The following is a 21801-nucleotide window of genomic DNA, read 5'->3' as shown; positions in this document are numbered from 1 at the left end:
ATGGTTACAGAACCCCCATAGCCTGCGGTATTGGGGGGGTTTCTCCGTATCGCGCCCCATGTTATCAATAGCCACTTTATCTTTGCGGATGCTACTCACCCATGGCCGTTAAAATCACTGTCTGGCTTCTCCTGACCCTGATATCTACTCTCTGGCTAGGCTGGTATGGGCTGAATACGCAACAAACCGAGCGAGAAGCAGAGTTTCGCATCATTCACCGCGAACTAAGCCAACAATTGGCCCAGCAGCAGGCAATTTTATTTTTGGCTCTGGAACCGGCTCAACTGGTGCAATTACAACGCCATTTCCCACAGTTAGTCGCAATCAATCAAACACCGGCAGACCCATCTCAACCCGGCCAACTTACCTTGCATATTCAGGAGGGAGATTACCGGTTGGCTAACTCATACAACGGCAGTGGTTTGCAGGTTAATGCTCAGAAATTACTGCAAATAGTGGGCTTACCGCCTCATTTTGACAGCTTGATATTGCGCTATCAGCAGCATCAACTCGCGATTTTGGGTCATTCGGCACCTGAAAGTTTCTGGCAGTGGCAAAAACCGGTGGGCGAAGGGGCGCAATCTTTCACGTTAATAAGTCATGCCACCCCGGTTTGGCGTGATTTACCCTGGTTCACCGCCCTGCTGCTTTCGCTGATAACAGCCGCCGCCTTATACAGTTGGCACCGCTGGCAACAATTGGCTCAGCACCGTTTACATGCTGACCAGCGCGCCAAATTTGCTGACCAAGCCAGGCTCAATGCCATGGGGGAAATCGCCACCGGTATCGCCCATGAATTAAACCAGCCGCTTACCGCGACATTGACCTATAACCAAACCGCCCTACGGCTGTTACCGCCGCAAGATGAGAAAGTCGCTCCATTGCTGGTGGCCTCTGTCGAGCAAATCAAGCGCATTGCTGCTTTGCTCGATCGGCTGCGAACCTTACTCAGCCGTGGGCAGATAAATTTACAGCCAGTCGTGGTGGCTGATATCTGGCGGCGAGTTAATGTGTTATTGAGCCAAGAAATAACTGCGGCGAATGTGAAAATCATCAATATTATTCCCGCCAATCTGCCCACACTCCAAAGTGACCCTTTATGGCTGGAACAGGTTTTTCATAATTTGCTCAGTAATGCCATTCAGGCTATCCAACAAATGCCGGCCCCAACAATCACTTTCACCATAAAATTTACGCCAAAACAATACATTATTCAGATTGAGGATAATGGCCCAGGGCTAAATCATCAGCAATTAGACAATTTATTTAGCCCCTTCTATACCACCCGAGAGAGCGGGCTGGGATTAGGGCTAACCCTGTGTGAAACATTGGTACAGCGTATGGGTGGCGACATAAAAGCGAGAAACAATGAACATGGCGGCGCTTGCTTTATCTTGATTTTTCCTCTGATGACCGGGAGTACACATGACAAAACACATTTATCTGATTGATGATGATGAGGGTGTTCGTGCTGCGTTGTCCGCGTTACTCTCGACCATGGGCTGGGAGGTTAAGGCGTTCAGTAACGGCCAGATATTCCTCGATAATCTGACGGTTACCCAGCCGAGTTGTGTGCTGCTGGACATTCGCATGCCGGGTAAAAGTGGCATGACAATCTTAGAAACCATTCAAGAGCGTGATAGCTCCCTCCCGGTCATCATTATGACGGGGCATGGCAATGTTGAATTGTGTCGCCGGGCCTTTAAAGGCGGGGCGCTGGAATTTTTGACCAAACCAATTGATGCCGATGTATTGATCGAAACCATCAGCATGGCGCTGGATCAACATGAACAGGCACTGATAGCTTATAAGCAGCAGGCAAGCTATCAACAGTTATTCAACCAACTCTCTGCTCGAGAGCGGGAAGTCGCCACCCTGATTATTCAAGGGGAAACCAGTAAACAGGTCGCCCATATCTTGTCGATATCTCCGCGAACCGTCGAGGCCCACCGCGCCAATATCATTACCAAATTAGAGGTCAACTCGCTGGCATCACTTATTCATCACTACTCATATATCCTACCAATAATATACCCAAAGTAATTGGTGTTGCAGGTAGGCAGCCAGTGAACTCATCCCGATGAGCTTACATAAGTAAGTGATTCGGGTACGCGAACGCAGCTAACACCCCTGCGGCGTCAAGTGCGCAGGGGATAGGTAGAAGTACCTAGTAAAACGGGTAGTTAGCCGAATGTTTTTTCACCACTTTTCGCCGTAGGATAGCTTTACTGTGAGGAATTCACTTCGCTAACAATAAGGATTTTATATGATCAAGCCTATTGCCCTGACTTCTGCCTTATTCATCGGCCTGATAACTCAAGCCTCTGCTGCGGGTCTGAATACTGAACGTAATATTTCTTTGGCACTGGCCACTGATGTAGCCAACCGTACCCTCGCCGTTTGCCAAGCTGATGGCTATAACGTCGCGGTCACCGTCGTGGATCGCGCTGGCATCATCAAGACTGTGTTGCGTGCTGATAATGCTGGCCCACATACCGTAAAAGCCAGTGAGCAAAAAGCCTTTACTGCGCTGTCGACCAAAACCCCAAGTGGGACAGTTATGGAAAACAGTCAGAAAACACCCGCGGCCAATAACCTGAAAGATATTCCCGGTTTCTTACTCTTAGGTGGCGGTGTACCGGTGAAAGCTGGGGATGAAGTGGTTGGTGCGATTGGTGTTGCTGGTGCGCCCGGCGGGCATCTGGATGCGCAATGTGCCACAAAAGCACTGGAGCAAATTAGCGCTCAATTGAAGTCATAAGATTATAAATACTACGCCCCCACCCTCGGTGTCGAATATGGGGGCGTGTTCAAAATCAGTAACTAATCATAAATTATCAGTGATCAACAAACGCAATTTTCAGCACAAACAGTAGCGCAACCACTACCACGCATGGGCTGATCTCACGCCAGCGACCGGTACCTAACTTCATCAGGCAGTAAGAAATAAAGCCCAGCGCAATCCCTTCAGTAATTGAGAAGCTAAACGGCATCATCACTGCGGTGACAAATGCTGGAACCGCTTCGGTCAAGTCATCCCATTTCACACGGGACAAGCTGGATGTCATCAGCACGCCCACATAAATCAATGCGCCCGCCGCTGCATAGGCAGGTACCATTCCAGCCAGTGGAGAAATAAATATCACCAACAGGAAGAGGATCCCGACCACCACGGCGGTTAAGCCGGTACGGCCACCGACAGAAACCCCGGAGGAGCTTTCAATATAAGCCGTCACTGACGACGTACCAATAAACGCACCAGCAACAGAACTGATACTGTCCACATACAGCGCTTGTTTCATGCGCGGGAACTTCCCTTTATGGTCAGTTAAACCGGCTTTATCCGTCACACCAATCAATGTACCGGATGAATCAAACAGGTTAACCAGCATGAAGGAGAATATGATCCCCGCCATACCAATATTCAGCGCACCGGCTAAATCGACCTGCCCAACCACGGAAGTCACACTGGGCGGCATGGAGAAAATGCCAGAGTAATGCACATCACCCAGCGCCCAGCCGATTAACGTCGTCACGACAATCGACACCAGCACCGCAGCATGAATATTGCGTGATGCCAGAATCGCAATGATAAAGAAGCCCAATGCTCCCAACAGCACGCTGTGAGAGGTCAGATTCCCGACCGCGACTAAAGTATCCGGATTGGCGACCACGATGCCGGCATTTTTCAGCCCCATCATGGCAATAAACAGGCCGATACCACTGGTTATCCCCACCCGCAGACTCAGAGGAATGTTAGCTATCATCCAGTAACGGATGCGGAAAATAGTGAGCAAAAGGAAACCGATTGCTCCCCAGAAAATAGCACCCATGCCGACTTGCCATGAAATACCCATCGCGCCAACCACCACAAAAGCGAAGAAAGCATTAAGCCCCATCGCCGGTGCCAGAGCGACCGGTAAGTTAGCCAATAGGCCCATAAAGATACTGCCGAAAGCAGCAATCAGACAGGTGGTGACAAACACGGCCTGCACATCCATCCCCGCAACCCCTAAAATCTGTGGGTTAACGAACACGATATAGACCATGGTCAGGAAGGTGGTGATACCCGCAATCAGCTCAGTACGGGCGGTGGTACCGTGTTGCTTTAGTTTAAAAACACGTTCGAGCAGCCCCTGCTCAGTATCAAGGTTTGGTTTACTCATTTGAGGAGTTCCGCAAAAGGGAGTGACAGTTGTGGATATCCTATAACAAAAAAACAGTTGTTTAGAGCGAGATCACACTCTATTTGGCTATTTTTTATCTGCCGTGTTGCGCAACAGGTGGCTTAATTTTAACCACCCACTATTCAACTTATTGAATTTTATTCAGTTGATATGAGTAATATTGCTAGCAGGGTAATTATGTATCGCATTCTGGGGCAGGATGGTTAAAGTGGAATGAACTTAAAACGGCATAATAAAGGATGGATTGAGTGAACCAGATTGAATGTGTCATGTTCGATTGTGATGGAACCTTGGTCGACAGTGAAGTTCTGTGTTGTCAGGCCTATGTTGTGATGTTTGCCCATTATGATATTCACTTGTCGCTGGAAGAGGTGATTAAGCGTTTTAAGGGCGTGAAACTCAATGAAATCGTCGCGTTGGTGAGTAAAGAAAACGGCCTGGATGAGCCAATAGAAAAGCTGGAGAAACTCTATCGCGATGAAGTTGCTCGCTTATTTGATGCTGAGTTACAACCTATCGCCGGCGCAAAAACATTGCTAGAGCAAATAACATTGCCGATTTGCGTGGTGTCCAATGGGCCGGTGAGTAAAATGCAGCACTCTCTGGGCTTGACCGACTTACTGCCTTTCTTTGAAGAAAGGCTCTATAGCGGCTACGACATCCAACGTTGGAAGCCTGATCCCGCGTTGATTTATCATGCCGCAGAAGAGATGAAGGTCGCGGCCGAGCGCTGTATTTTGATTGAAGACTCAGCAGCCGGTACCCATGCCGGAATAGCAGCCGGGATACCGGTATATTATTACTGCGCCGATCCACATAATCAGCCGATTCACCACCCATTAGTCACCATGTTTGATGATATGCGGCAACTACCCGATTTATGGCGCGCCAGAGGCTGGCAGATAACCCGCACTTAACTTACTGGTAATACAGATTTATTTCGCCACCAGCGCCATGAACGGTTAATGGCGCTTTGCTTATTAATGGCATGTTGGGAGCTAAAACGGCGGTTAAGGCCATTTGCCAGTAAGTCCAGTGCCAAACATAAAACGAAATAGACCAATGCCACGAACAGAAATACTTCCATCGGGTAAACCATACTGCGGTTATTAACTTGAGTGGCCAAAAACGTCAGTTCATTGACCCCGACGATATAAGCCAGCGAGGTATCCTTAATCAAAGAAATCCATTGATTAATAAATGATGGCACCATCATGCGCAAGGCTTGCGGCAAAACCACAAACCACAAAACTTGCCAACGATTGAAGCCCAATGACAAACCCGCTTGCCACTGCCCCGCCCCGATCGCCACAATTCCCGCTTTCACCGCATGAGCCAGATAGGCTGAAGCAATCAGTGCCAACGCGCATACCACAGTAGTGATTTCGGGGATATCCACACCAAATACAATCGGCAGTAGAAAATACGTCCAAAAAATCAACATAATCACGGGAATAGCGCGGAAAAAACCTAAAAATGCGGCTAATATTCCCGCCCAGGCACCGCGGGACATCGCCAGCACCACACCCAACACGGTACCTAAAATAGCCGAAGCCACGCCAGCTAACAGGCTGATCAACAAGGTTAATGCAGCTCCGCCTAGCGGCCCATCAGGAAATGTTCCCCATAACAGATAAGTCCAGTTATCGGCAATAATCGTAAAATCCATTTCAGTGCCCCTTAACGATGGTTCGCTGCTGACGCCACATGCCCCAGGCCTCAATCAACGCAATAATCGCGATATACAACACCGTTGCCACACCAAAAGCCTGGAATGTCCGCAAAGTTTCCGTTTCAACCTGGCGGGAAGCATAAGAAAGCTCGGCCACACCAATAGCCATCGCTAATGATGAGTTTTTAATAATATTCATATATTGGCCGAGTAACGGCGGCATAGCGATTTTCAACGCCTGCGGCAACACAACATGGCGCATAGACTGCCAACCCGTCAGCCCCAATGCATGGGCAGCATATTTTTGTCCCTTGGCAACCCCGCTGATCCCCGAGCGCAACTCTTCCGCAATAAATGCCGTGGAATAGAAGGTCAAGCCGATGAAACCGGCCAAAAACTCAAAAGAAGGCCAGCCGAGAGTGAGTCCAAAAACCGTGATTTCATGGGGAGTGTTAAGCCAAGGTATCCAGGATGCGGGCAGAAATTGACTGGCAGCAAAATACCAAAAGAACAACTGGATAAGCAGCGGCGTATTACGAAATAGCATGCTGTAACCAATCGCAAACCATTGCAACGCTTTGAGTTCGCTGTCTCTGGCGGCGGCCAGTAAAAAACCCAATAGCGTAGAAGCCACCACTGTGCAGGCAGAAATCCACAACGTCAGCAGAAAACCATTCCATAACCAGCCGAGATATTGCGGAGCCAGCAACCAGTCAGTGAGGTGATGTAGATTCATAGGATTTTAGGCCTATCTCTGTTTGACGCCTCAATAGAGTATTTTTTTGGGCACACAATAAAATCCATTTTTTACTCTTACACACCTATGAGTCATAACGTTATAGCCTAAGTCATTGGAGTTGCAGGTAGGCGGCAAGCAAACAAATCCCGATGAGCTTACTCAAGTAAGTGATTCGGGTGAGTGCGCGCAGCTAACACCCCTGCAACTTCAAGGACAAAGGATATATTACGCTTTAGGTTGTTGATCCAATGGTGCAAATTTGAAGTCGCCACGGGGTTGAGCTGCTTTGGTTTCAGGCCCGAACCAGCGGTCATAAATTTTCGCTGCTTCGCCATCTTTTTCCAGTTTAACCAGTGTCTCGTTCACTTGAGTAGTTAAGCGATCTTCCCCTTTAGGAATACCAACGCCTTGATATTCTTTAGTAATACTGAATGGTGATATTTCAAAATCTGCTTTTTGTGCCGCAGAAAGGTTGCCCAGCAACCCAACTAATTTTGCATCATCCTGAGTGATAGCTTGAACATTACCATTGCGCAGAGCGGTAAATGCTACCGGAGTATCATCATAGGAAATGACTTTCGCCGTTGGATAACGGTCACGTAAGGTTATTTCCTGTACCGTGCCTTTATCCGCACCGATACGCAACCCAGCGATGTCTTCTGGCGTTTTCAGCACACCTTTATGGGCAATAAATTTCTGACCCGTCGCAAAGTACGGCAAGCTGAAGTTCACTTCCTTGGCGCGGTCATCCGTAATAGTGAAGTTGGCAGCAATCAAATCCACTTTTTTAGAGGCCAGTAACGGAATACGGTTAGCTGGGTTAGTTGCCCGCAGTTCAACTTTTACACCTAAATCTTTCGCGATTGCGTTCGCCACATCGACATCATATCCCACCAGTTTTTTGGTCTGTGGGTCGATATAACCAAATGGTGGGTTGCTATCGAAAACAGCAATCCGCACCACACCAGCCTGTTTAATATCATCCAGCTTATCTGCGTGAGCAGCACCAGAAAGTGTGGCCAGACCGGCTAACAGCGTGAGTGCCAGAACGCTTTTTTTGGTGGTTAGAGATTGCTTCATTGAAAGCTCCTAAGATGATTGAGATGTTGCGATACACGTAAGCTATCAAGTCCGCGTTAGGTCAGGAAATAATATAAAACGATATATTTATAACTAAATCATCTCAGTGGATAAGTTTGCTTATATTGAAAGAAAAAGTGAAATCATGGGCGGGGAAAACGGGCGATTATGGCCGTGAATCCCCGGCCAAACCGCATTTCTAGCGTGTATGAGTAACAACAACCTCAACAGAGTTATCTACCGAGTTATAGTATTTAACTGGGTGTTTCTTCCGACTTTACCTTTTCATGATGATTCGCAGTAGTGGATTTAACTTTAGTCTTTGTCTGGCTTTCAGACTCTTCGCTAATCTCTGACTGACCAATGAAAACACCGCCTTTCTTGATAGAGAAATTACTGCCTTTTACAATGCCGTTTAGCCGACCATTCTCCAAAATTTCCAAATGATCGGAAACACAAACACCCTCGATCCGCCCATCAACCGTAATGTGAGGGGCGGTTAAATTCCCTTCAATATGACCACTGCGCATCAATCTTAGTGTGCCTTCATTGACGACAATATCACCGATGACAACACCATAAATTTGAATGTCACCATCAAGATTAATATTACCTTTTAATTTTGTCCCCACCGCTATAATCGTATTTGTCTTCACGGAGTCTGATGGCGAACCCGATAATGGGGCTGAAGATGGTAGAGAAGAGTTGGCCATAATAGACACCTTGTCATGACTGCTTGCTTTCTTTTTAAACATAATATTTATCAGAATAAAAATGAGGAATAAAGTAGGAGCAAGAAGAAGATAAAAAAATAAATTGTAGACTATATAGCTAACTAAACATGCTCCCCAAACAACCCACAGCAGGCTAAGAGCGACATTCTTTGGCATATACAGACGTATGTTCACTTATCCCGCCCAATGTAAACGCATATTAAAAATCATATGTTCTTATGCAGATAAATATTAAAATCGCCATTATATTATAATAGGGGAAATATACTTTCCCCATGAGGGAAGTTATATTTCCTCTAAACAATAAAACCATTTAAATATACATCCACAAAGCAACAAAACACACTTTCATTATGTCAATCAATGGGGGATTAAATATAAACAGAGATAAAACGAGAGTGAATTAGCTTAATAAATTAATAATAAGGTAGCAAAGGCGGGAAAAAATAATTTATAAAAATAACCCCCAATCAAGCAGAAATGCTTAATCTAATTGGGGGAAACAGGTTACTTTTCAGCTTTATTAGAAAGCAGTTTTTCTAAATCATCGCCACCTAAGTGACGGAAATCCTGACCTTTAACAAAGTAGAAGATAAATTCGCAGATATTCTGGCAGCGGTCGCCAATGCGTTCAATCGAACGGGCGCAAAACAATGCTGTCAGCACACTTGGGATAGTTCGCGGATCTTCCATCATATACGTCATCAACTGGCGCACAATGCCTTCATATTCCTGATCAACTTTCTTATCTTCGCGATAGATTCGGATAGCTTCATCCAAATCCATCCGGGCAAAGGCATCCAGAACATCATGCAGCATCTGTACCGTATGACGCCCCAAAGACTCCAAACTGACCAGTAAAGGTTGGTGTTGATGAGAGAATTTTTCCAGCGCAGTGCGGCAGATTTTATCCGCCACATCACCGATGCGCTCTAGCTCAGAAATCGTCTTGATGATGGCCATCACCAGACGCAAATCACTCGCCGTCGGCTGACGTTTGGCAATGATGCGCACGCAGGCTTCATCAATGGCCACTTCCATCATATTGACCTTTTTATCGCCAGCAATGACCTGTTTTGCCAACTCGCCGTCCTGATTGTGCATGGCGGTGATCGCGTCAGATAATTGTTGTTCCACCAGCCCGCCCATGGTCAATACTTGGGTGCGGATATGTTCAAGTTCTGCATTGAACTGGCCGGAAATATGTTTATTAAGATTCAAGTTATCCATGATACTTCCCGTACATGTAAATAGGCGAAATTGATGTATACCCTATGAGTAAAATCAGCCATAGCGACCGGTGATATAATCTTCCGTCTGTTTCTGCTGCGGCGCGGTAAACAGCGTATCTGTATCACTGAATTCAATTAACTCGCCCAGATACATAAATGCCGTGTGATCTGAGCAGCGAGCCGCTTGCTGCATGTTGTGTGTCACTATCACCACCGTATAGTCAGACTTCAACTCGCTGATAAGCTCTTCAATACGGCCGGTCGAGATAGGGTCAAGTGCCGAGCAAGGCTCATCAAGCAACAACACATCTGGGCGAATCGCGATACCACGGGCGATGCATAGGCGCTGCTGCTGGCCTCCCGACAAACTGTATCCGCTCTGGTGCAACTTATCTTTAGTTTCATTCCACAAAGCCGCTTTGGTCAGCGCCCATTGCACGCGCTCATCCATATCGGTGCGAGATAGGTTCTCAAACAGTTTCACACCAAAGGCGATGTTATCGTAAATCGACATTGGGAATGGGGTTGGCTTTTGGAAAACCATGCCAACTTTTGCCCGCAACAATGCAATATCTTGTTTATCGGTCAGGATATTCTGCCCATCCAGCAAGATGTCGCCTTCAGCGCGCTGATCCGGATACAACTGATACATTTTATTGAATGTACGCAGCAGTGTTGATTTACCGCAGCCTGATGGGCCGATGAATGCTGTGACCTGGTTTTTGGCAATATCCAGCGAAATATTCTTCAGCGCATGAAATTTGCCGTAGTAGAAGTTCAGATCGCGAACCTGAATTTTGCTGTTGTTGATGTCAGTAGCCATACTCATCAAGACTTCTCTCTTTTAGCCAATGCCGCCGTAGCTGCATTTTGGAATTTATTGGCGAATCGGGTTTTTCTTTGCTAATTAAGGGCTTTTCTCAGCCGATTAATACTTTTTCTTAGCAAAAATAACGCGAGCCACAATATTCAGTAACAGCACACACAGGGTTATCAAAAGCACCCCAGCCCATGCCAGTTGTTGCCATTCAGCAAATGGGCTCATGGCAAACTTAAAGATAGTGACCGGTAAGTTAGCAATTGGCTGACTCAGATCGGTACTCCAGAACTGGTTGGAGAGCGAGGTGAACAGCAAAGGCGCGGTTTCACCGGCAATACGCGCGACCGCTAACAAGATACCCGTCAAAATACCGGAGATAGATGCTTTCAAGGTAATGGCCGATATCATGCGCCATTTTGGTGTTCCCAATGCATAAGCCGCTTCGCGCAAGCTATCCGGTACCAACTTCAGCATGTTTTCAGTGGTGCGAATGACAATAGGGATTTGTAACAGCGCCAGCGCAATCACCCCAGCCCAACCGGAGAAGTGCTCCATCTTGGCAACCACTATGGTGTAAACAAACAGGCCGACAACAATGGAAGGGGCTGATAATAAAATGTCATTTATAAAGCGGGTAATTTCCGCCAACCAGGATTTACGGCCATATTCCGCCAGATAAATCCCCGCCATAATCCCCAGTGGGGTGCCAATGACGGTTGCCCACAGAATTAATAATCCGCTCCCCGCAATGGCGTTTGCCAACCCCCCACCGGCCGTATTGGGCGGCGGTGTCATCTCGGTAAACAAGGCCAAAGACATACCGTCGATACCTTTGGTCACCGTGGAGAACAAAATCCACACCAACCAGAACAGGCCAAATGCCATGGTGGCCATTGAAAGCAATAAAGCAATACGGTTTTTTTGACGACGCCATGCCTGCTTTTTACGGCGGGTTTCCATCAGCGTCGCATCACTTTGCATATCCATCGTCGCCATCTTAGCGCCCCTCTTTCTTAGCCAGACGCAAAACCATTAACTTAGATAAAGCCAGTACAATAAAGGTAATGACGAATAAGATCAGACCCAGTTCCATCAACGCGGCGGTATGTAAGCCAGATTCAGCTTCGGCAAACTCATTCGCCAACGCGGAGGTAATACTGTTGCCCGGCATAAACAGCGAGAAACTGTCGAGCTGGTAGGTGTTGCCGATAATAAAGGTTACCGCCATGGTTTCACCCAACGCACGGCCCAGACCCAACATCACGCCACCAATAACACCATTTTTGGTATAAGGCAGCACAATGCGCCAAATCACTTCCCAGGTGGTGCAGCCAATACCATAGGCCGACTCTTTCATCATCACCGGGGTTTGTTCGAAGACATCGCGCATGACAGCTGCAATGTAAGGAATAATCATGATGGCCAAGATGATACCGGCGGCCAGAATGCCGATACCAAAAGCCGGGCCAGAGAACAATACGCCCACAATCGGGATGCCGGACATCACATTGCCGACTGGCTCTTGGAAATAGCGGGCAAATAACGGGGCGAAGACAAACAAACCCCACATCCCGTAAACAATGCTGGGGATCGCGGCTAACAATTCAATCGCCACACCCAGTGGGCGTTTTAACCAGTTTGGGGCCAATTCAGTTAAAAACAGAGCAATACCAAAACTGACCGGAACCGCGATGAGTAGGGCAATAACCGAGGTCACAACCGTGCCGTAAATCGGCACTAATGCACCAAACTGTTCAGCCGGCGCATCCCACTCTTTGGTCCACAGGAAAGCCCAACCAAATTTCTCAATGCTTGGCCAGGAAGCAATAATCAATGAAACGATAATGCCGCCTAACAGAAATAGCGTAATCAGCGCAGCCAGTTTAACTAGCGCACTGAAAATGATGTCACCATATTGACTCGGTGCTTTGATTGTCGGCTTGTCAGCCATAGACTCTCTTCTCATCTGAGTGTTATACCCCCTCGTACTTGAAGCCGCAGGCGTGTTGGCGGCGTTCACTAACCCGAATCACTGACTGGTCTTGACCTTAAAATAAGTCAGCTCATCGGGATTAGCTCAATTGCCGCCTACCTGCAACTCCAATTACTTTGGGTATAAGGTGATGTTATAAATAACTTATTACAGGTAAAACGAACTTCAATCAGAAGATTGGCTTACCGCTGCTATCTTTAATCTGAGTTTTCCAGGCAGCACGGACTTGCTCAACAACTTCAGCTGGCAATGTTGCATAATCCAGCTCGTTGGCTTGTTTAGCGCCGTCTGTGTAACCCCAGTCAAAGAACTTCAATACTTCAACGCCGTTAGCCGCATTTTTCTGCTCTTTATGTACCAAGATGAAAGTTGTTGATGTTATTGGCCAAACATCATCACCTTTTTGATTGGTTAAGTCTTGAGCAAATGTTTTGCTCCAGTCCACACCTTTCGCCGCAGAGCTAAAGCTGTGTTCTGTTGGGCTAACAGGTTTACCATCCGCAGAAATCAGTTTGGTGTAAGCCAGGCTATTTTGTTTGGCGTAAGCATATTCTACATAGCCAATAGAGCCAGGTAAGCGCTGTACAAAGGCGGCGATACCATCGTTACCTTTGCCACCCAAACCAGTCGGCCAGTTAACCGTCGAACCTGCGCCTACTTTTTCTTTCCATTCTGCGTTCACTTTAGCCAGGTAGCTGGTGAACACGAATGAAGTGCCGGAGCCGTCAGCACGACGCACCACAGCAATATTTTGATCTGGCAATTTAACGCCTGGGTTCAGCTTAACAATAGCCGGATCATTCCACTTTTTCACATTACCCAGATAAATATCACCCAGTGTTTTACCGTCTAATGTCAGTTCACCGGATTTAATACCAGGGATATTCACGGCCAATACTACGCCGCCGATCACTGTTGGAAATTGGAACAAACCTTCAGCCGCCAGTTTGTCATCTGTTAATGGCGCATCAGACGCACCGAAATCAACAGTATTGGCAATAATTTGTTTTACGCCGCCCGAAGAACCGATCCCCTGATAGTTAACTTTGTTACCTGTTTCTTTCTGATAAGAATCTGCCCACTTGGCATACACCGGTGCGGGGAATGTCGCACCTGCACCCGTCAGGCTTGCAGCAGCGAACGCGGACACGGTGGTCATAGATAAAGTCGCTGCCACAATGCTGGCTACGGTGGTACGCATCAGTTTCATAATCCCTCCTAATGGGATATTAGAATTAACTCTATACCAAAGAACTTGGTGCTGCTGGTAGGCGGCAAGCGAACCCCGATGAACTTACTCGTGTAAGTGATTCGGGTGAGTGAACGTAGCTAACAACCCTGCAACTTCAAGTACAAAGTGTATAAAATGTTTTCATCAGATTAAGTATGGTGCAGGAGGGAAAATAGGACAGTTTAATGACAGAAAAATGTATGAAATATTACAGTTATATGACAGCAAACAAGAATCAACACAAGACATTGATTTTATTTGTTTTAATGTTTTTTTAGTTTAAATATAAAACTCAGAAAGTAAGGGTTTTAGTTAAAAAGGGGATAATTGGCACTCATATTTATGACATTAGAAATTGGTGTTCGCGGCTAGCCTCCTATCGTATCATTGCTCACTAAAGCCCCCTTATAATTACCACGAGTCACTAAAGTCATCATGAATCTTACGCCACCTTGAGTTATTCCCCCATCGCACTGAACGACTCTGAGCGGGTACTGTTAAAGCATTCATGCTTTTCGCATTATCTATTCATGCCCATTTAGGCCAATATTTTATCGGTTTTTTGCTGTGATGCTTAGGATCTTGGCGTTTAGCTATTTTGCCAACACCCGGTAAGTTTTACCTAAGAAATAATAATGAAAAGAGACAGAAGAAATGAGTAACAGTAATCACATTAACACCGCTGAAGCGTTAGGCGATCAACTGCGTGTAGCCCAGGTTCTCACATCACCAAAGTTAATGGCACGTGAATGTTTAGCCGGAGTGATGACAGCATTGGCGCTCATTCCTGAAGTTATCTCATTTTCTGTCATTGCTGGCGTCGATCCGAAAGTAAGTTTGGTCGCATCTATTGTTCTGTGTTTGACGCTATCTATTCTCGGAGGGCGACCCGCAATGGTCACCGCCGCTGCAGGTTCAGTGGCATTAGTCATCGGCCCAATGGTTCATATACATGGCGTCGAATACATACTGCCAGCGGTCGTGTTGGGAGGGATAGTTCAAATCCTGTTCGGCATGACGGGTTTATCTCGCATGATGCGTTATATCCCGCGCTCTGTGATGATCGGTTTTGTTAATGCATTGGGTATCTTGATATTTTTCGCTCAGGTACCCCATGTTTGGGGGCAATCGAACCTGGTATGGGGGATGCTTGTCATTACCCTGCTCATTGTCTTGCTGCTCCCGCGTATACTTAAAAGCGTACCCTCACCGCTTATTGCCATCGTGGTCGTCACTGTAGTGGCTTTGTTGATGGGCTACCGACTACCTAATGTCGGCGATGAAGGGCCGATGGGTGGCGGCTTGCCAGGATTCACCCAGCTTCTGGTTCCTCTGAATTGGCAAACACTCCACATTGTATGGCCTACAGCGTTAAGTATCGCTTTTGTCGGGTTAATGGAGTCGCTGTTAACAGCAAAACTGGTAGATGACATTACAGATACCCCATCAAGCAAGCGCCGTGAGTCATGGGGCCTTGGTGTTGGTAATATTCTCGCCGGTTTTTATGGTGGCATCGCGGGTTGTGCCATGATTGGCCAGACTATCGTCAATGTTGAGTTAGGCAAAGCCCGGAGCCGAGTTTCAACTTTCGCGGCAGCCGTGGTTCTGCTGTTACTGGTGACAGGTCTGAGCAAAATTTTGGCACAAATCCCTATGGTGGTACTCGCGGGCATAATGATGGTTGTCGCAGTAAAAACGGTTAACTGGCATAGCTTGCAAACATCAACCCTTAAACGTATGCCCTGGTCAGAAACACTGGTGATGGTGCTAACTGTAGTGATTACTGTCTGGACGAGTAATCTCGCGCTCGGTGTATTGGCCGGAGTTATTGTTGCCATGGCGCTATTTGCACGCCGCATAGCCCATGTTATTCACGCAGAACGTACATTAAGTGACGATGGTGAAAGTGTTCGCTATACCGTACGCGGCCCACTATTTTTTGCCAGCAGTAACGACCTGTTCGAGCATTTCGAGTATGCCAATGACCCCAAACGAGTCATCATCGACCTGACGCATGCACAGATTTGGGATGCTTCCACCGTAGCGGCTCTGGATGGTATCGAGTATCGCTATAAACGTTACGGTGCTGAAGTGACTATTGAAGGGCTGGATATGCGCAGCAGCGATTTTCATCGTCGCCTAACAGGAAATTTAAGCTAATCATAAAAAAGTCCGGTGATGCTATTTAAACAGCACAACCGGACTTTTAGATTTATCGCGATTTTATCATCCGCAGGGATTATTCAACCGTCACTGATTTTGCCAGGTTACGAGGCTGATCCACATCGGTGCCTTTAATCAGCGCGACATGGTAAGCCAGCAATTGTAGTGGCACGGTGTAGAAGATAGGAGCAATAATTTCTTCCACATGCGGTAACTGAATGATTTTCATGCCTTCGCTATCAGTAAAGCCAGCATCTTGATCGGCAAATACATACAGCAAACCGCCACGGGCGCGCACTTCTTCAATGTTAGATTTCAGTTTTTCCAACAATTCATTATTTGGCGCGACCACGATGACCGGCATATCTGCATCAATCAATGCCAATGGGCCGTGCTTCAATTCACCCGCTGCATAAGCTTCAGCATGAATATAAGAAATCTCTTTCAGTTTCAGCGCACCTTCCATCGCAATCGGATATTGATCGCCACGGCCAAGGAACAGTGCATTGTGCTTATCAGAGAAACCTTCAGCCAGCGCTTCGATGGTTTTATCCAGAGACAGCATCTGCTCAATACGCGCTGGCAAAGCCTGTAGTGCATGAACAATGTCGTGCTCTAAACTGGCATTAGCGCCTTTCAGCTTGCCGATACGCCCCACCAGCATCAATAACACGGTCAACTGAGTGGTAAAGGCTTTGGTTGAGGCCACGCCAATCTCGGTACCGGCTTTAGTCATCAAGGCTAAATCAGATTCGCGCACCAGCGAAGAACCGGCGACATTACAAATTGCCAGAGAACCTAAATATCCTAACTCTTTGGATAAACGCAGAGCGGCCAGTGTATCGGCGGTTTCACCTGATTGTGACAAGGTAATAAGCAAGCTATTCGGGCGCACAGCGGATTTACGGTAGCGGAACTCGGATGCAATTTCTACATCGCAAGGTACACCGGCTAATGATTCAAACCAATAACGCGAAACCATACCTGAGTTGTAAGAAGTACCGCAGGCGATGATTTGGATATGTTGGACGTCAGCCAGCAAAGCATCAGCCTTAGGGCCAAGCTCAGATAAATCAATCGCCCCGTGGTTTAAACGGCCTTCCAGCGTGTTCTTAATCGCCATTGGCTGTTCATAAATTTCTTTCTGCATGTAATGGCGGTAAACACCTTTATCACCGGCATCATATTGCACCTGAGATTCGATCTCAGGGCGCTCAATAGCATTACCCTGCTTATCAAAAATGGCGATGCTACGGCGAGTCACTTCAACCACGTCACCCTCTTCCAGGAAGATAAAGCGACGGGTGACTGGCAATAAAGCCAGTTGGTCGGAGGCGATAAAGTTTTCACCCACACCACAGCCAATAACCAATGGGCTACCTGAACGTGCTGCTATCAAGCGGCTTGGGTCACGGCTATCCATCACAACAGTGCCGTAAGCGCCACGCAATTGCGGGATCACGCGCTGAACGACTTCCAGCAATGAACCGCCCTGTTGTAGCTCCCAATGCACCAGATGAGCAATAACTTCAGTATCAGTTTCAGAACTGAAACGGTAGCCACGGCTAATCAGCAATTCACGTAAAGGTTCGTGATTTTCAATAATGCCGTTATGAACGACGGAGATGTAGTCCGAAACATGAGGATGCGCATTGGCCTCTGATGGCTCACCATGAGTGGCCCAACGAGTATGTGCAATCCCAGTTCCGCCATGTAAATCTTGGCTTTCGGCCGCATCAGATAGCGCCTGAACTTTACCCACCCGACGTAAACGAGTCAGATTACTGTCAGCATCCACTACAGCCAAACCAGCTGAGTCATAGCCACGATATTCAAGACGACGTAAACCTTCGATCAGAATCTCAGCGATATCACGTTGCGCTACTGCGCCAACAATTCCACACATCTGTTTTATTCCTATTTAAGATTCTTTTAGAACCTTGTCGATGTCAGTGACCTGAATTTCCGGATTTTCCGGGGTTCCCCGAGCCTGTAGAGTTGGGGATTATTATGTTTTGTTCTGTACTCTCAGCAGAAATATATATGCCAAAAATACAGGGCAAAACATCCCTTCAATGCAGAATAACGAACGTTGAAGGGACTGTTTTAATAGATTATTTTTTCTTAACCGGACGCTGCCAACCCTGCACATGAACCTGTTTAACTCGGCTAAGAACTAACTCATTTTCGGCAATATCACCGGTGACGGTAGTACCGGCAGCAATAGTCGCGCCGTTTGCAACAGTCACTGGCGCGACGAGCTGAGTATCAGATCCAACAAAGACATCATCGCCAATAATAGTTTTAAACTTATTAGCTCCATCATAATTACAGGTGATTGTTCCTGCGCCGATATTTACTCCTGAGCCAATCTCAGCATCGCCTAAATAAGAAAGGTGTCCGGCTTTAGAACCTTTACCTAAGCGGGCTTTTTTGATTTCAACAAAGTTACCGACATGTGCGCCCTCAGCTAACTCAGCACCCGGTCGCAAGCGGGCAAATGGCCCAACAGTACAACCAGCATCTAAACGAGAGTCTTCCAACACACTGTATGGGCTGATTTCTGAATCATCGCCAATGACACAGTTTTTAAGTACACACCCGGTACCAATACGCACCCGGTCACCTAAAACCACATGGCCTTCAATAATGACATTGGTATCAATTGTGATATCACGGCCATGTGTTAATTCTCCCCGCAAATCAAAGCGCGCGGGATCCAGTAACATCACCCCGGCTAACAACAACTTTTCAGCTTGCTCTGACTGATAGACGCGCTCAAGAGTGGCTAACTGCAGGCGGTTATTGATTCCTTCCACTTCACTCAAACGAGCTGGATGCACCGCAACTATCTTCTGACCATCAGCATGGGCCAGAGCAATAATATCGGTGATATAAAACTCACCCTGAGCATTATTGTTGTCCAACAATGATAGCCAGCGTTTTAGATCACGGCCATTGGCAACCAATATCCCAGTGTTGATTTCATTAATCTCGCGTTGTGCATCGCTGGCATCTTTATGTTCAACAATACCCACCACATCGCCATTCTCACGCACAATGCGCCCGTAACCGCTAGGGTTATCCAGCTTCACCGTCAACAAGCCAATACCCCCTTTTGGCTTAGCTGCCAATAGGCGCTCGAGAGTATCAACAGAGATCAACGGCACATCGCCGTACAACATCAGGATATCTTCATCATCAGAAAAATAGGGTGCAGCTTGTTGCATCGCATGCCCGGTACCCAACTGCTCAGCTTGCAGTACCCAGTTAAGCGCCGGATCAGTCAGTGTTTTTTTCAATAACTCACCGCCGTGCCCATAAACCAGATGAACATGTTGAGCACCCAACTTCATGGCAGCATCAATAACATGCTGAACCATCGGCTTACCTGCCAGTGGGTGTAACACCTTAGGAAGGTCGGAATACATACGTGTCCCCTTACCTGCGGCAAGGATGACTACACTCATTGAGCTGTTAGACATAAGCAACCTGATAACTCCAAATTAATAGACGGAAGTAAACCTGTTTAGAGAAATAATTACTACATATTTCTCAGCGAAAAACGTATCCAACCCGCATGGTTAAAGGGCTGTAGCAATTGAGCAGGTAATAAAAAAATGTAGCAGAAAGTGTCTGCGATCAGCGACGTTTTCTGACCTATTTTTATCAAAACCCCCTCACCGACTCAGATAATTAACCACTTATTTTACGTCAAGAAACAAGAGTTTTCAGAAAGAAACGCTTTCAGTTTAGCGTAGGCTTAATTAAATACGGGAGAGGTAGGTCAAATGACAGCGCCCAAAGGCGAAAGGGGACAGAAAGTCAGCTTTATTGCATGTAAAAGTAAAAAAAATGCCAATCAGTTTTACTGACTGGCATTCTATCGTTCTTTATATTCTTCGTATTTGAAGTCGCGGGAAGTTAGCTATTTTCGCTGACTACCGACAACCCCAAGAACTTTGAATATTTAATAATTTTACATATCAGTGGGTTACTAAAAACCCACCACTGTAAAATTACATCGCTTTCCTGGTCAGCTCGATTACACGTAGTTTTGCAATCGCCTTCGCCAATTCAGCGGATGCCTGAGCATAGTCGACATCACCGTGGGAATTATTGATATGGTCTTCAGCTTTGCGCTTAGATTCCAGCGCCTTAGCTTCATCCAAATCAGTTCCGCGAATAGCAGTGTCAGCCAATACGATCACAACACTCGGTTGCACCTCAAGGATGCCGCCAGAAAGATAAATAAACTCTTCCTCACCGAACTGCTTAACGATTCGTATCATGCCAGGCTTAATGGCAGTGAGCAGTGGGGCGTGACCCGGGAATATACCCAGTTCACCTTCACTACCCGTCACCTGAATTTTTTGCACCACGCCTGAGAACATTTTCTTCTCTGCGCTTACAACATCCAGATGGTAAGTCATTGCAGCCATGTCACCCTCCAGTCAACAGCGTTACAGTTTCTTGGCTTTTTCCACTGCTTCTTCAATGGTGCCAACCATGTAGAACGCCTGCTCCGGCAGGTGGTCATAGTCGCCGTTCATGATGCCTTTGAAACCACGAATGGTGTCTTTCAGCGATACGAACTTGCCCGGTGAACCGGTAAAGACTTCTGCCACGAAGAACGGTTGAGACAGGAAGCGCTGGATTTTACGCGCACGGGATACAACCAATTTGTCATCTTCTGACAATTCGTCCATACCCAAAATCGCGATGATATCTTTCAGTTCCTGGTAACGTTGCAGAATAGACTGCACGCCACGCGCTACATCGTAGTGCTCCTGACCAACAACCAGCGGATCAAGCTGACGGCTGGTGGAGTCAAGCGGGTCAACCGCCGGGTAAATACCCAGAGAGGCGATTTGACGGCTCAGAACGACGGTTGCATCCAAGTGAGCAAAGGTGGTTGCTGGAGAGGGGTCAGTCAAGTCATCCGCTGGCACGTAAACGGCCTGAACAGAGGTGATTGAACCCGTCTTGGTGGAAGTAATACGTTCCTGCAACACGCCCATCTCTTCTGCCAGTGTTGGCTGATAGCCTACCGCAGATGGCATACGACCCAGCAGTGCGGATACTTCCGTACCAGCCAAGGTATAGCGATAGATGTTATCGATGAACAGCAATACGTCGCGACCTTCATCACGGAATTTCTCCGCCATGGTCAGGCCGGTCAGTGCAACGCGCAGACGGTTACCTGGTGGCTCATTCATCTGGCCATAAACCAAGGATACTTTGTCCAAAACGTTGGAGTCAGTCATCTCGTGGTAGAAGTCGTTACCCTCACGAGTACGCTCACCCACACCAGCAAATACAGAATAACCTGAGTGCTCAATCGCAATGTTACGAATCAGCTCCATCATGTTTACTGTTTTACCTACACCCGCACCACCGAACAGACCAACTTTACCGCCCTTAGCGAACGGACAAATCAAGTCCATAACCTTGATACCGGTTTCTAACAAGTCTTGCGAGCTGGCAAGCTCTTCGTAAGAAGGCGCTTCACGGTGGATTGCCCAACGCTCTTCTTCACCGATAGGACCTTTCATGTCGATTGGGTCACCCAATACGTTCATGATACGGCCCAGAGTTGATTTACCCACCGGCACTTCAATTGGGTGTTCCAGGTTGATAACTTTCAACCCGCGGCTCAGACCATCGGAAGAGCCCATCGCGATACAACGAACAACACCACCGCCCAGCTGTTGCTGAACTTCCAGCACAAGCTTCTCAGCTGCGCCTTCAACCTCAAGGGCGTTGTACACTTTTGGTACAGCGTCTTGGGGGAATTCGACGTCCACTACGGCGCCGATTACCTGGATAATCTTTCCAGTAGCCATCTTGAATCCTCTACGTAATACGTTTACCCGTCATATTCCAAATTGCTGGGGCGTTGACTGCTTTCTCTCACCCAAGTTGCTTACTTAAGTAAGCGCCTGGGGAT

Annotated in this window: 19 protein-coding genes; 5 read left to right on the top strand and 14 right to left on the bottom strand. The window is 47.2% G+C overall.

Annotation, left to right across the window (positions count from 1 at the left end; genetic code table 11):
* Positions 1–101: 101 nt before the first annotated feature.
* The 3 genes from OP863_RS19880 (at position 102) to OP863_RS19870 (ending at position 2761) form a co-directional block, all read left to right on the top strand.
* Positions 102–1451, top strand: coding sequence for a sensor histidine kinase (locus OP863_RS19880; protein WP_265525738.1), 1350 nt, complete (start codon positions 102–104; stop codon positions 1449–1451).
* Positions 1426–2043 (top strand): response regulator transcription factor, encoded by a 618-nt coding sequence (locus OP863_RS19875; RefSeq protein ID WP_038637703.1) that lies wholly within the window; start codon positions 1426–1428, stop codon positions 2041–2043. The genes OP863_RS19880 and OP863_RS19875 overlap by 26 nt, the downstream gene beginning before the upstream one ends.
* 223 nt (positions 2044–2266) lie before the next feature.
* The gene (locus OP863_RS19870; protein WP_038637706.1) at positions 2267–2761 is read left to right on the top strand and encodes a GlcG/HbpS family heme-binding protein; all 495 of its coding nucleotides are present in this window, start codon (positions 2267–2269) and stop codon (positions 2759–2761) included.
* A gap of 76 nt (positions 2762–2837) precedes the next feature.
* On the opposite strand, the gene OP863_RS19865 is transcribed toward OP863_RS19870, so the two are convergent.
* Positions 2838–4166 (bottom strand): NCS2 family permease, encoded by a 1329-nt coding sequence (locus OP863_RS19865; RefSeq protein ID WP_038637709.1) that lies wholly within the window; start codon positions 4164–4166, stop codon positions 2838–2840.
* Between the two features lie 269 nt (positions 4167–4435).
* Here OP863_RS19865 and yieH point away from each other — a divergent pair, with 269 nt between their 5' ends.
* Positions 4436–5104, top strand: coding sequence for a 6-phosphogluconate phosphatase (gene yieH / locus OP863_RS19860; RefSeq protein ID WP_050291908.1), 669 nt, complete (start codon positions 4436–4438; stop codon positions 5102–5104).
* Here yieH and OP863_RS19855 read toward each other — a convergent pair.
* From OP863_RS19855 to pstS, 9 genes are all read right to left on the bottom strand, one after another.
* On the bottom strand, positions 5101–5856 hold the full coding sequence (locus tag OP863_RS19855; protein WP_038637714.1) for an amino acid ABC transporter permease: 756 nt from the start codon (positions 5854–5856) through the stop codon (positions 5101–5103). The genes yieH and OP863_RS19855 overlap by 4 nt on opposite strands.
* Position 5857: 1 nt before the next feature.
* Positions 5858–6595 (bottom strand): amino acid ABC transporter permease, encoded by a 738-nt coding sequence (locus OP863_RS19850; protein ID WP_038637717.1) that lies wholly within the window; start codon positions 6593–6595, stop codon positions 5858–5860.
* A gap of 228 nt (positions 6596–6823) precedes the next feature.
* A complete protein-coding gene (locus tag OP863_RS19845) occupies positions 6824–7678 on the bottom strand; it encodes an ABC transporter substrate-binding protein (RefSeq protein ID WP_145589371.1) in 855 nt (284 codons plus the stop codon).
* Between the two features lie 254 nt (positions 7679–7932).
* Positions 7933–8541, bottom strand: a complete 609-nt coding sequence (locus tag OP863_RS19840; RefSeq protein WP_235895059.1) for a bactofilin family protein — start codon at positions 8539–8541, stop codon at positions 7933–7935.
* A gap of 378 nt (positions 8542–8919) precedes the next feature.
* Complete coding sequence (gene phoU / locus OP863_RS19835; RefSeq protein WP_038637723.1) at positions 8920–9642, bottom strand: phosphate signaling complex protein PhoU; 723 nt, start codon at positions 9640–9642, stop codon at positions 8920–8922.
* Positions 9643–9696: 54 nt separating this feature from the next.
* Positions 9697–10473, bottom strand: coding sequence for a phosphate ABC transporter ATP-binding protein PstB (pstB, locus tag OP863_RS19830; RefSeq protein WP_038637726.1), 777 nt, complete (start codon positions 10471–10473; stop codon positions 9697–9699).
* Positions 10474–10572: 99 nt separating this feature from the next.
* Positions 10573–11460 (bottom strand): phosphate ABC transporter permease PstA, encoded by an 888-nt coding sequence (gene pstA / locus OP863_RS19825; RefSeq protein WP_038637729.1) that lies wholly within the window; start codon positions 11458–11460, stop codon positions 10573–10575.
* A 1-nt stretch (position 11461) separates the two neighbouring features.
* On the bottom strand, positions 11462–12415 hold the full coding sequence (gene pstC, locus OP863_RS19820; protein ID WP_038637732.1) for a phosphate ABC transporter permease PstC: 954 nt from the start codon (positions 12413–12415) through the stop codon (positions 11462–11464).
* 211 nt (positions 12416–12626) lie between these two features.
* Positions 12627–13667 (bottom strand): phosphate ABC transporter substrate-binding protein PstS, encoded by a 1041-nt coding sequence (pstS, locus tag OP863_RS19815; RefSeq protein WP_038637735.1) that lies wholly within the window; start codon positions 13665–13667, stop codon positions 12627–12629.
* A 675-nt stretch (positions 13668–14342) separates the two neighbouring features.
* Here pstS and OP863_RS19810 point away from each other — a divergent pair.
* A complete protein-coding gene (locus OP863_RS19810; protein WP_038637738.1) occupies positions 14343–15848 on the top strand; it encodes a SulP family inorganic anion transporter in 1506 nt (501 codons plus the stop codon).
* A 79-nt stretch (positions 15849–15927) separates the two neighbouring features.
* Here OP863_RS19810 and glmS read toward each other — a convergent pair whose 3' ends face one another.
* From glmS to atpD, 4 genes are all read right to left on the bottom strand, one after another.
* The gene (glmS, locus tag OP863_RS19805) at positions 15928–17757 is read right to left on the bottom strand and encodes a glutamine--fructose-6-phosphate transaminase (isomerizing) (RefSeq protein ID WP_038637741.1); all 1830 of its coding nucleotides are present in this window, start codon (positions 17755–17757) and stop codon (positions 15928–15930) included.
* A gap of 208 nt (positions 17758–17965) precedes the next feature.
* Complete coding sequence (gene glmU / locus OP863_RS19800) at positions 17966–19336, bottom strand: bifunctional UDP-N-acetylglucosamine diphosphorylase/glucosamine-1-phosphate N-acetyltransferase GlmU (protein ID WP_038637742.1); 1371 nt, start codon at positions 19334–19336, stop codon at positions 17966–17968.
* A 534-nt stretch (positions 19337–19870) separates the two neighbouring features.
* On the bottom strand, positions 19871–20293 hold the full coding sequence (locus tag OP863_RS19795) for a F0F1 ATP synthase subunit epsilon (RefSeq protein ID WP_004393020.1): 423 nt from the start codon (positions 20291–20293) through the stop codon (positions 19871–19873).
* A 21-nt stretch (positions 20294–20314) separates the two neighbouring features.
* Positions 20315–21697, bottom strand: coding sequence for a F0F1 ATP synthase subunit beta (atpD, locus tag OP863_RS19790; protein ID WP_032816366.1), 1383 nt, complete (start codon positions 21695–21697; stop codon positions 20315–20317).
* Positions 21698–21801: the final 104 nt, after the last annotated feature.

It is taken from the genome of Yersinia sp. SCPM-O-B-9106 (C-191) (genome assembly GCF_026183365.1).
Taxonomy (GTDB): Bacteria; Pseudomonadota; Gammaproteobacteria; order Enterobacterales; family Enterobacteriaceae; genus Yersinia; species Yersinia rochesterensis.
Note: the sequence above shows the minus strand (reverse complement) of the source record. Positions and strands in the feature narration are given on the sequence as shown.

Coding starts and splice junctions, on each gene's coding strand:
- OP863_RS19880 (WP_265525738.1), top strand. CDS start 102: ATGGCCGTTAAAATCACTGTCTGGCTTCTCCTGACCCTGATATCTACT.
- OP863_RS19875 (WP_038637703.1), top strand. CDS start 1,426: ATGACAAAACACATTTATCTGATTGATGATGATGAGGGTGTTCGTGCT.
- OP863_RS19870 (WP_038637706.1), top strand. CDS start 2,267: ATGATCAAGCCTATTGCCCTGACTTCTGCCTTATTCATCGGCCTGATA.
- OP863_RS19865 (WP_038637709.1), bottom strand. CDS start 4,166: ATGAGTAAACCAAACCTTGATACTGAGCAGGGGCTGCTCGAACGTGTT.
- OP863_RS19855 (WP_038637714.1), bottom strand. CDS start 5,856: ATGGATTTTACGATTATTGCCGATAACTGGACTTATCTGTTATGGGGA.
- OP863_RS19850 (WP_038637717.1), bottom strand. CDS start 6,595: ATGAATCTACATCACCTCACTGACTGGTTGCTGGCTCCGCAATATCTC.
- OP863_RS19845 (WP_145589371.1), bottom strand. CDS start 7,678: ATGAAGCAATCTCTAACCACCAAAAAAAGCGTTCTGGCACTCACGCTG.
- phoU (WP_038637723.1), bottom strand. CDS start 9,642: ATGGATAACTTGAATCTTAATAAACATATTTCCGGCCAGTTCAATGCA.
- pstB (WP_038637726.1), bottom strand. CDS start 10,473: ATGAGTATGGCTACTGACATCAACAACAGCAAAATTCAGGTTCGCGAT.
- pstA (WP_038637729.1), bottom strand. CDS start 11,460: ATGGCGACGATGGATATGCAAAGTGATGCGACGCTGATGGAAACCCGC.
- pstC (WP_038637732.1), bottom strand. CDS start 12,415: ATGGCTGACAAGCCGACAATCAAAGCACCGAGTCAATATGGTGACATC.
- pstS (WP_038637735.1), bottom strand. CDS start 13,667: ATGAAACTGATGCGTACCACCGTAGCCAGCATTGTGGCAGCGACTTTA.
- OP863_RS19810 (WP_038637738.1), top strand. CDS start 14,343: ATGAGTAACAGTAATCACATTAACACCGCTGAAGCGTTAGGCGATCAA.
- glmS (WP_038637741.1), bottom strand. CDS start 17,757: ATGTGTGGAATTGTTGGCGCAGTAGCGCAACGTGATATCGCTGAGATT.
- glmU (WP_038637742.1), bottom strand. CDS start 19,336: ATGTCTAACAGCTCAATGAGTGTAGTCATCCTTGCCGCAGGTAAGGGG.
- OP863_RS19795 (WP_004393020.1), bottom strand. CDS start 20,293: ATGGCTGCAATGACTTACCATCTGGATGTTGTAAGCGCAGAGAAGAAA.
- atpD (WP_032816366.1), bottom strand. CDS start 21,697: ATGGCTACTGGAAAGATTATCCAGGTAATCGGCGCCGTAGTGGACGTC.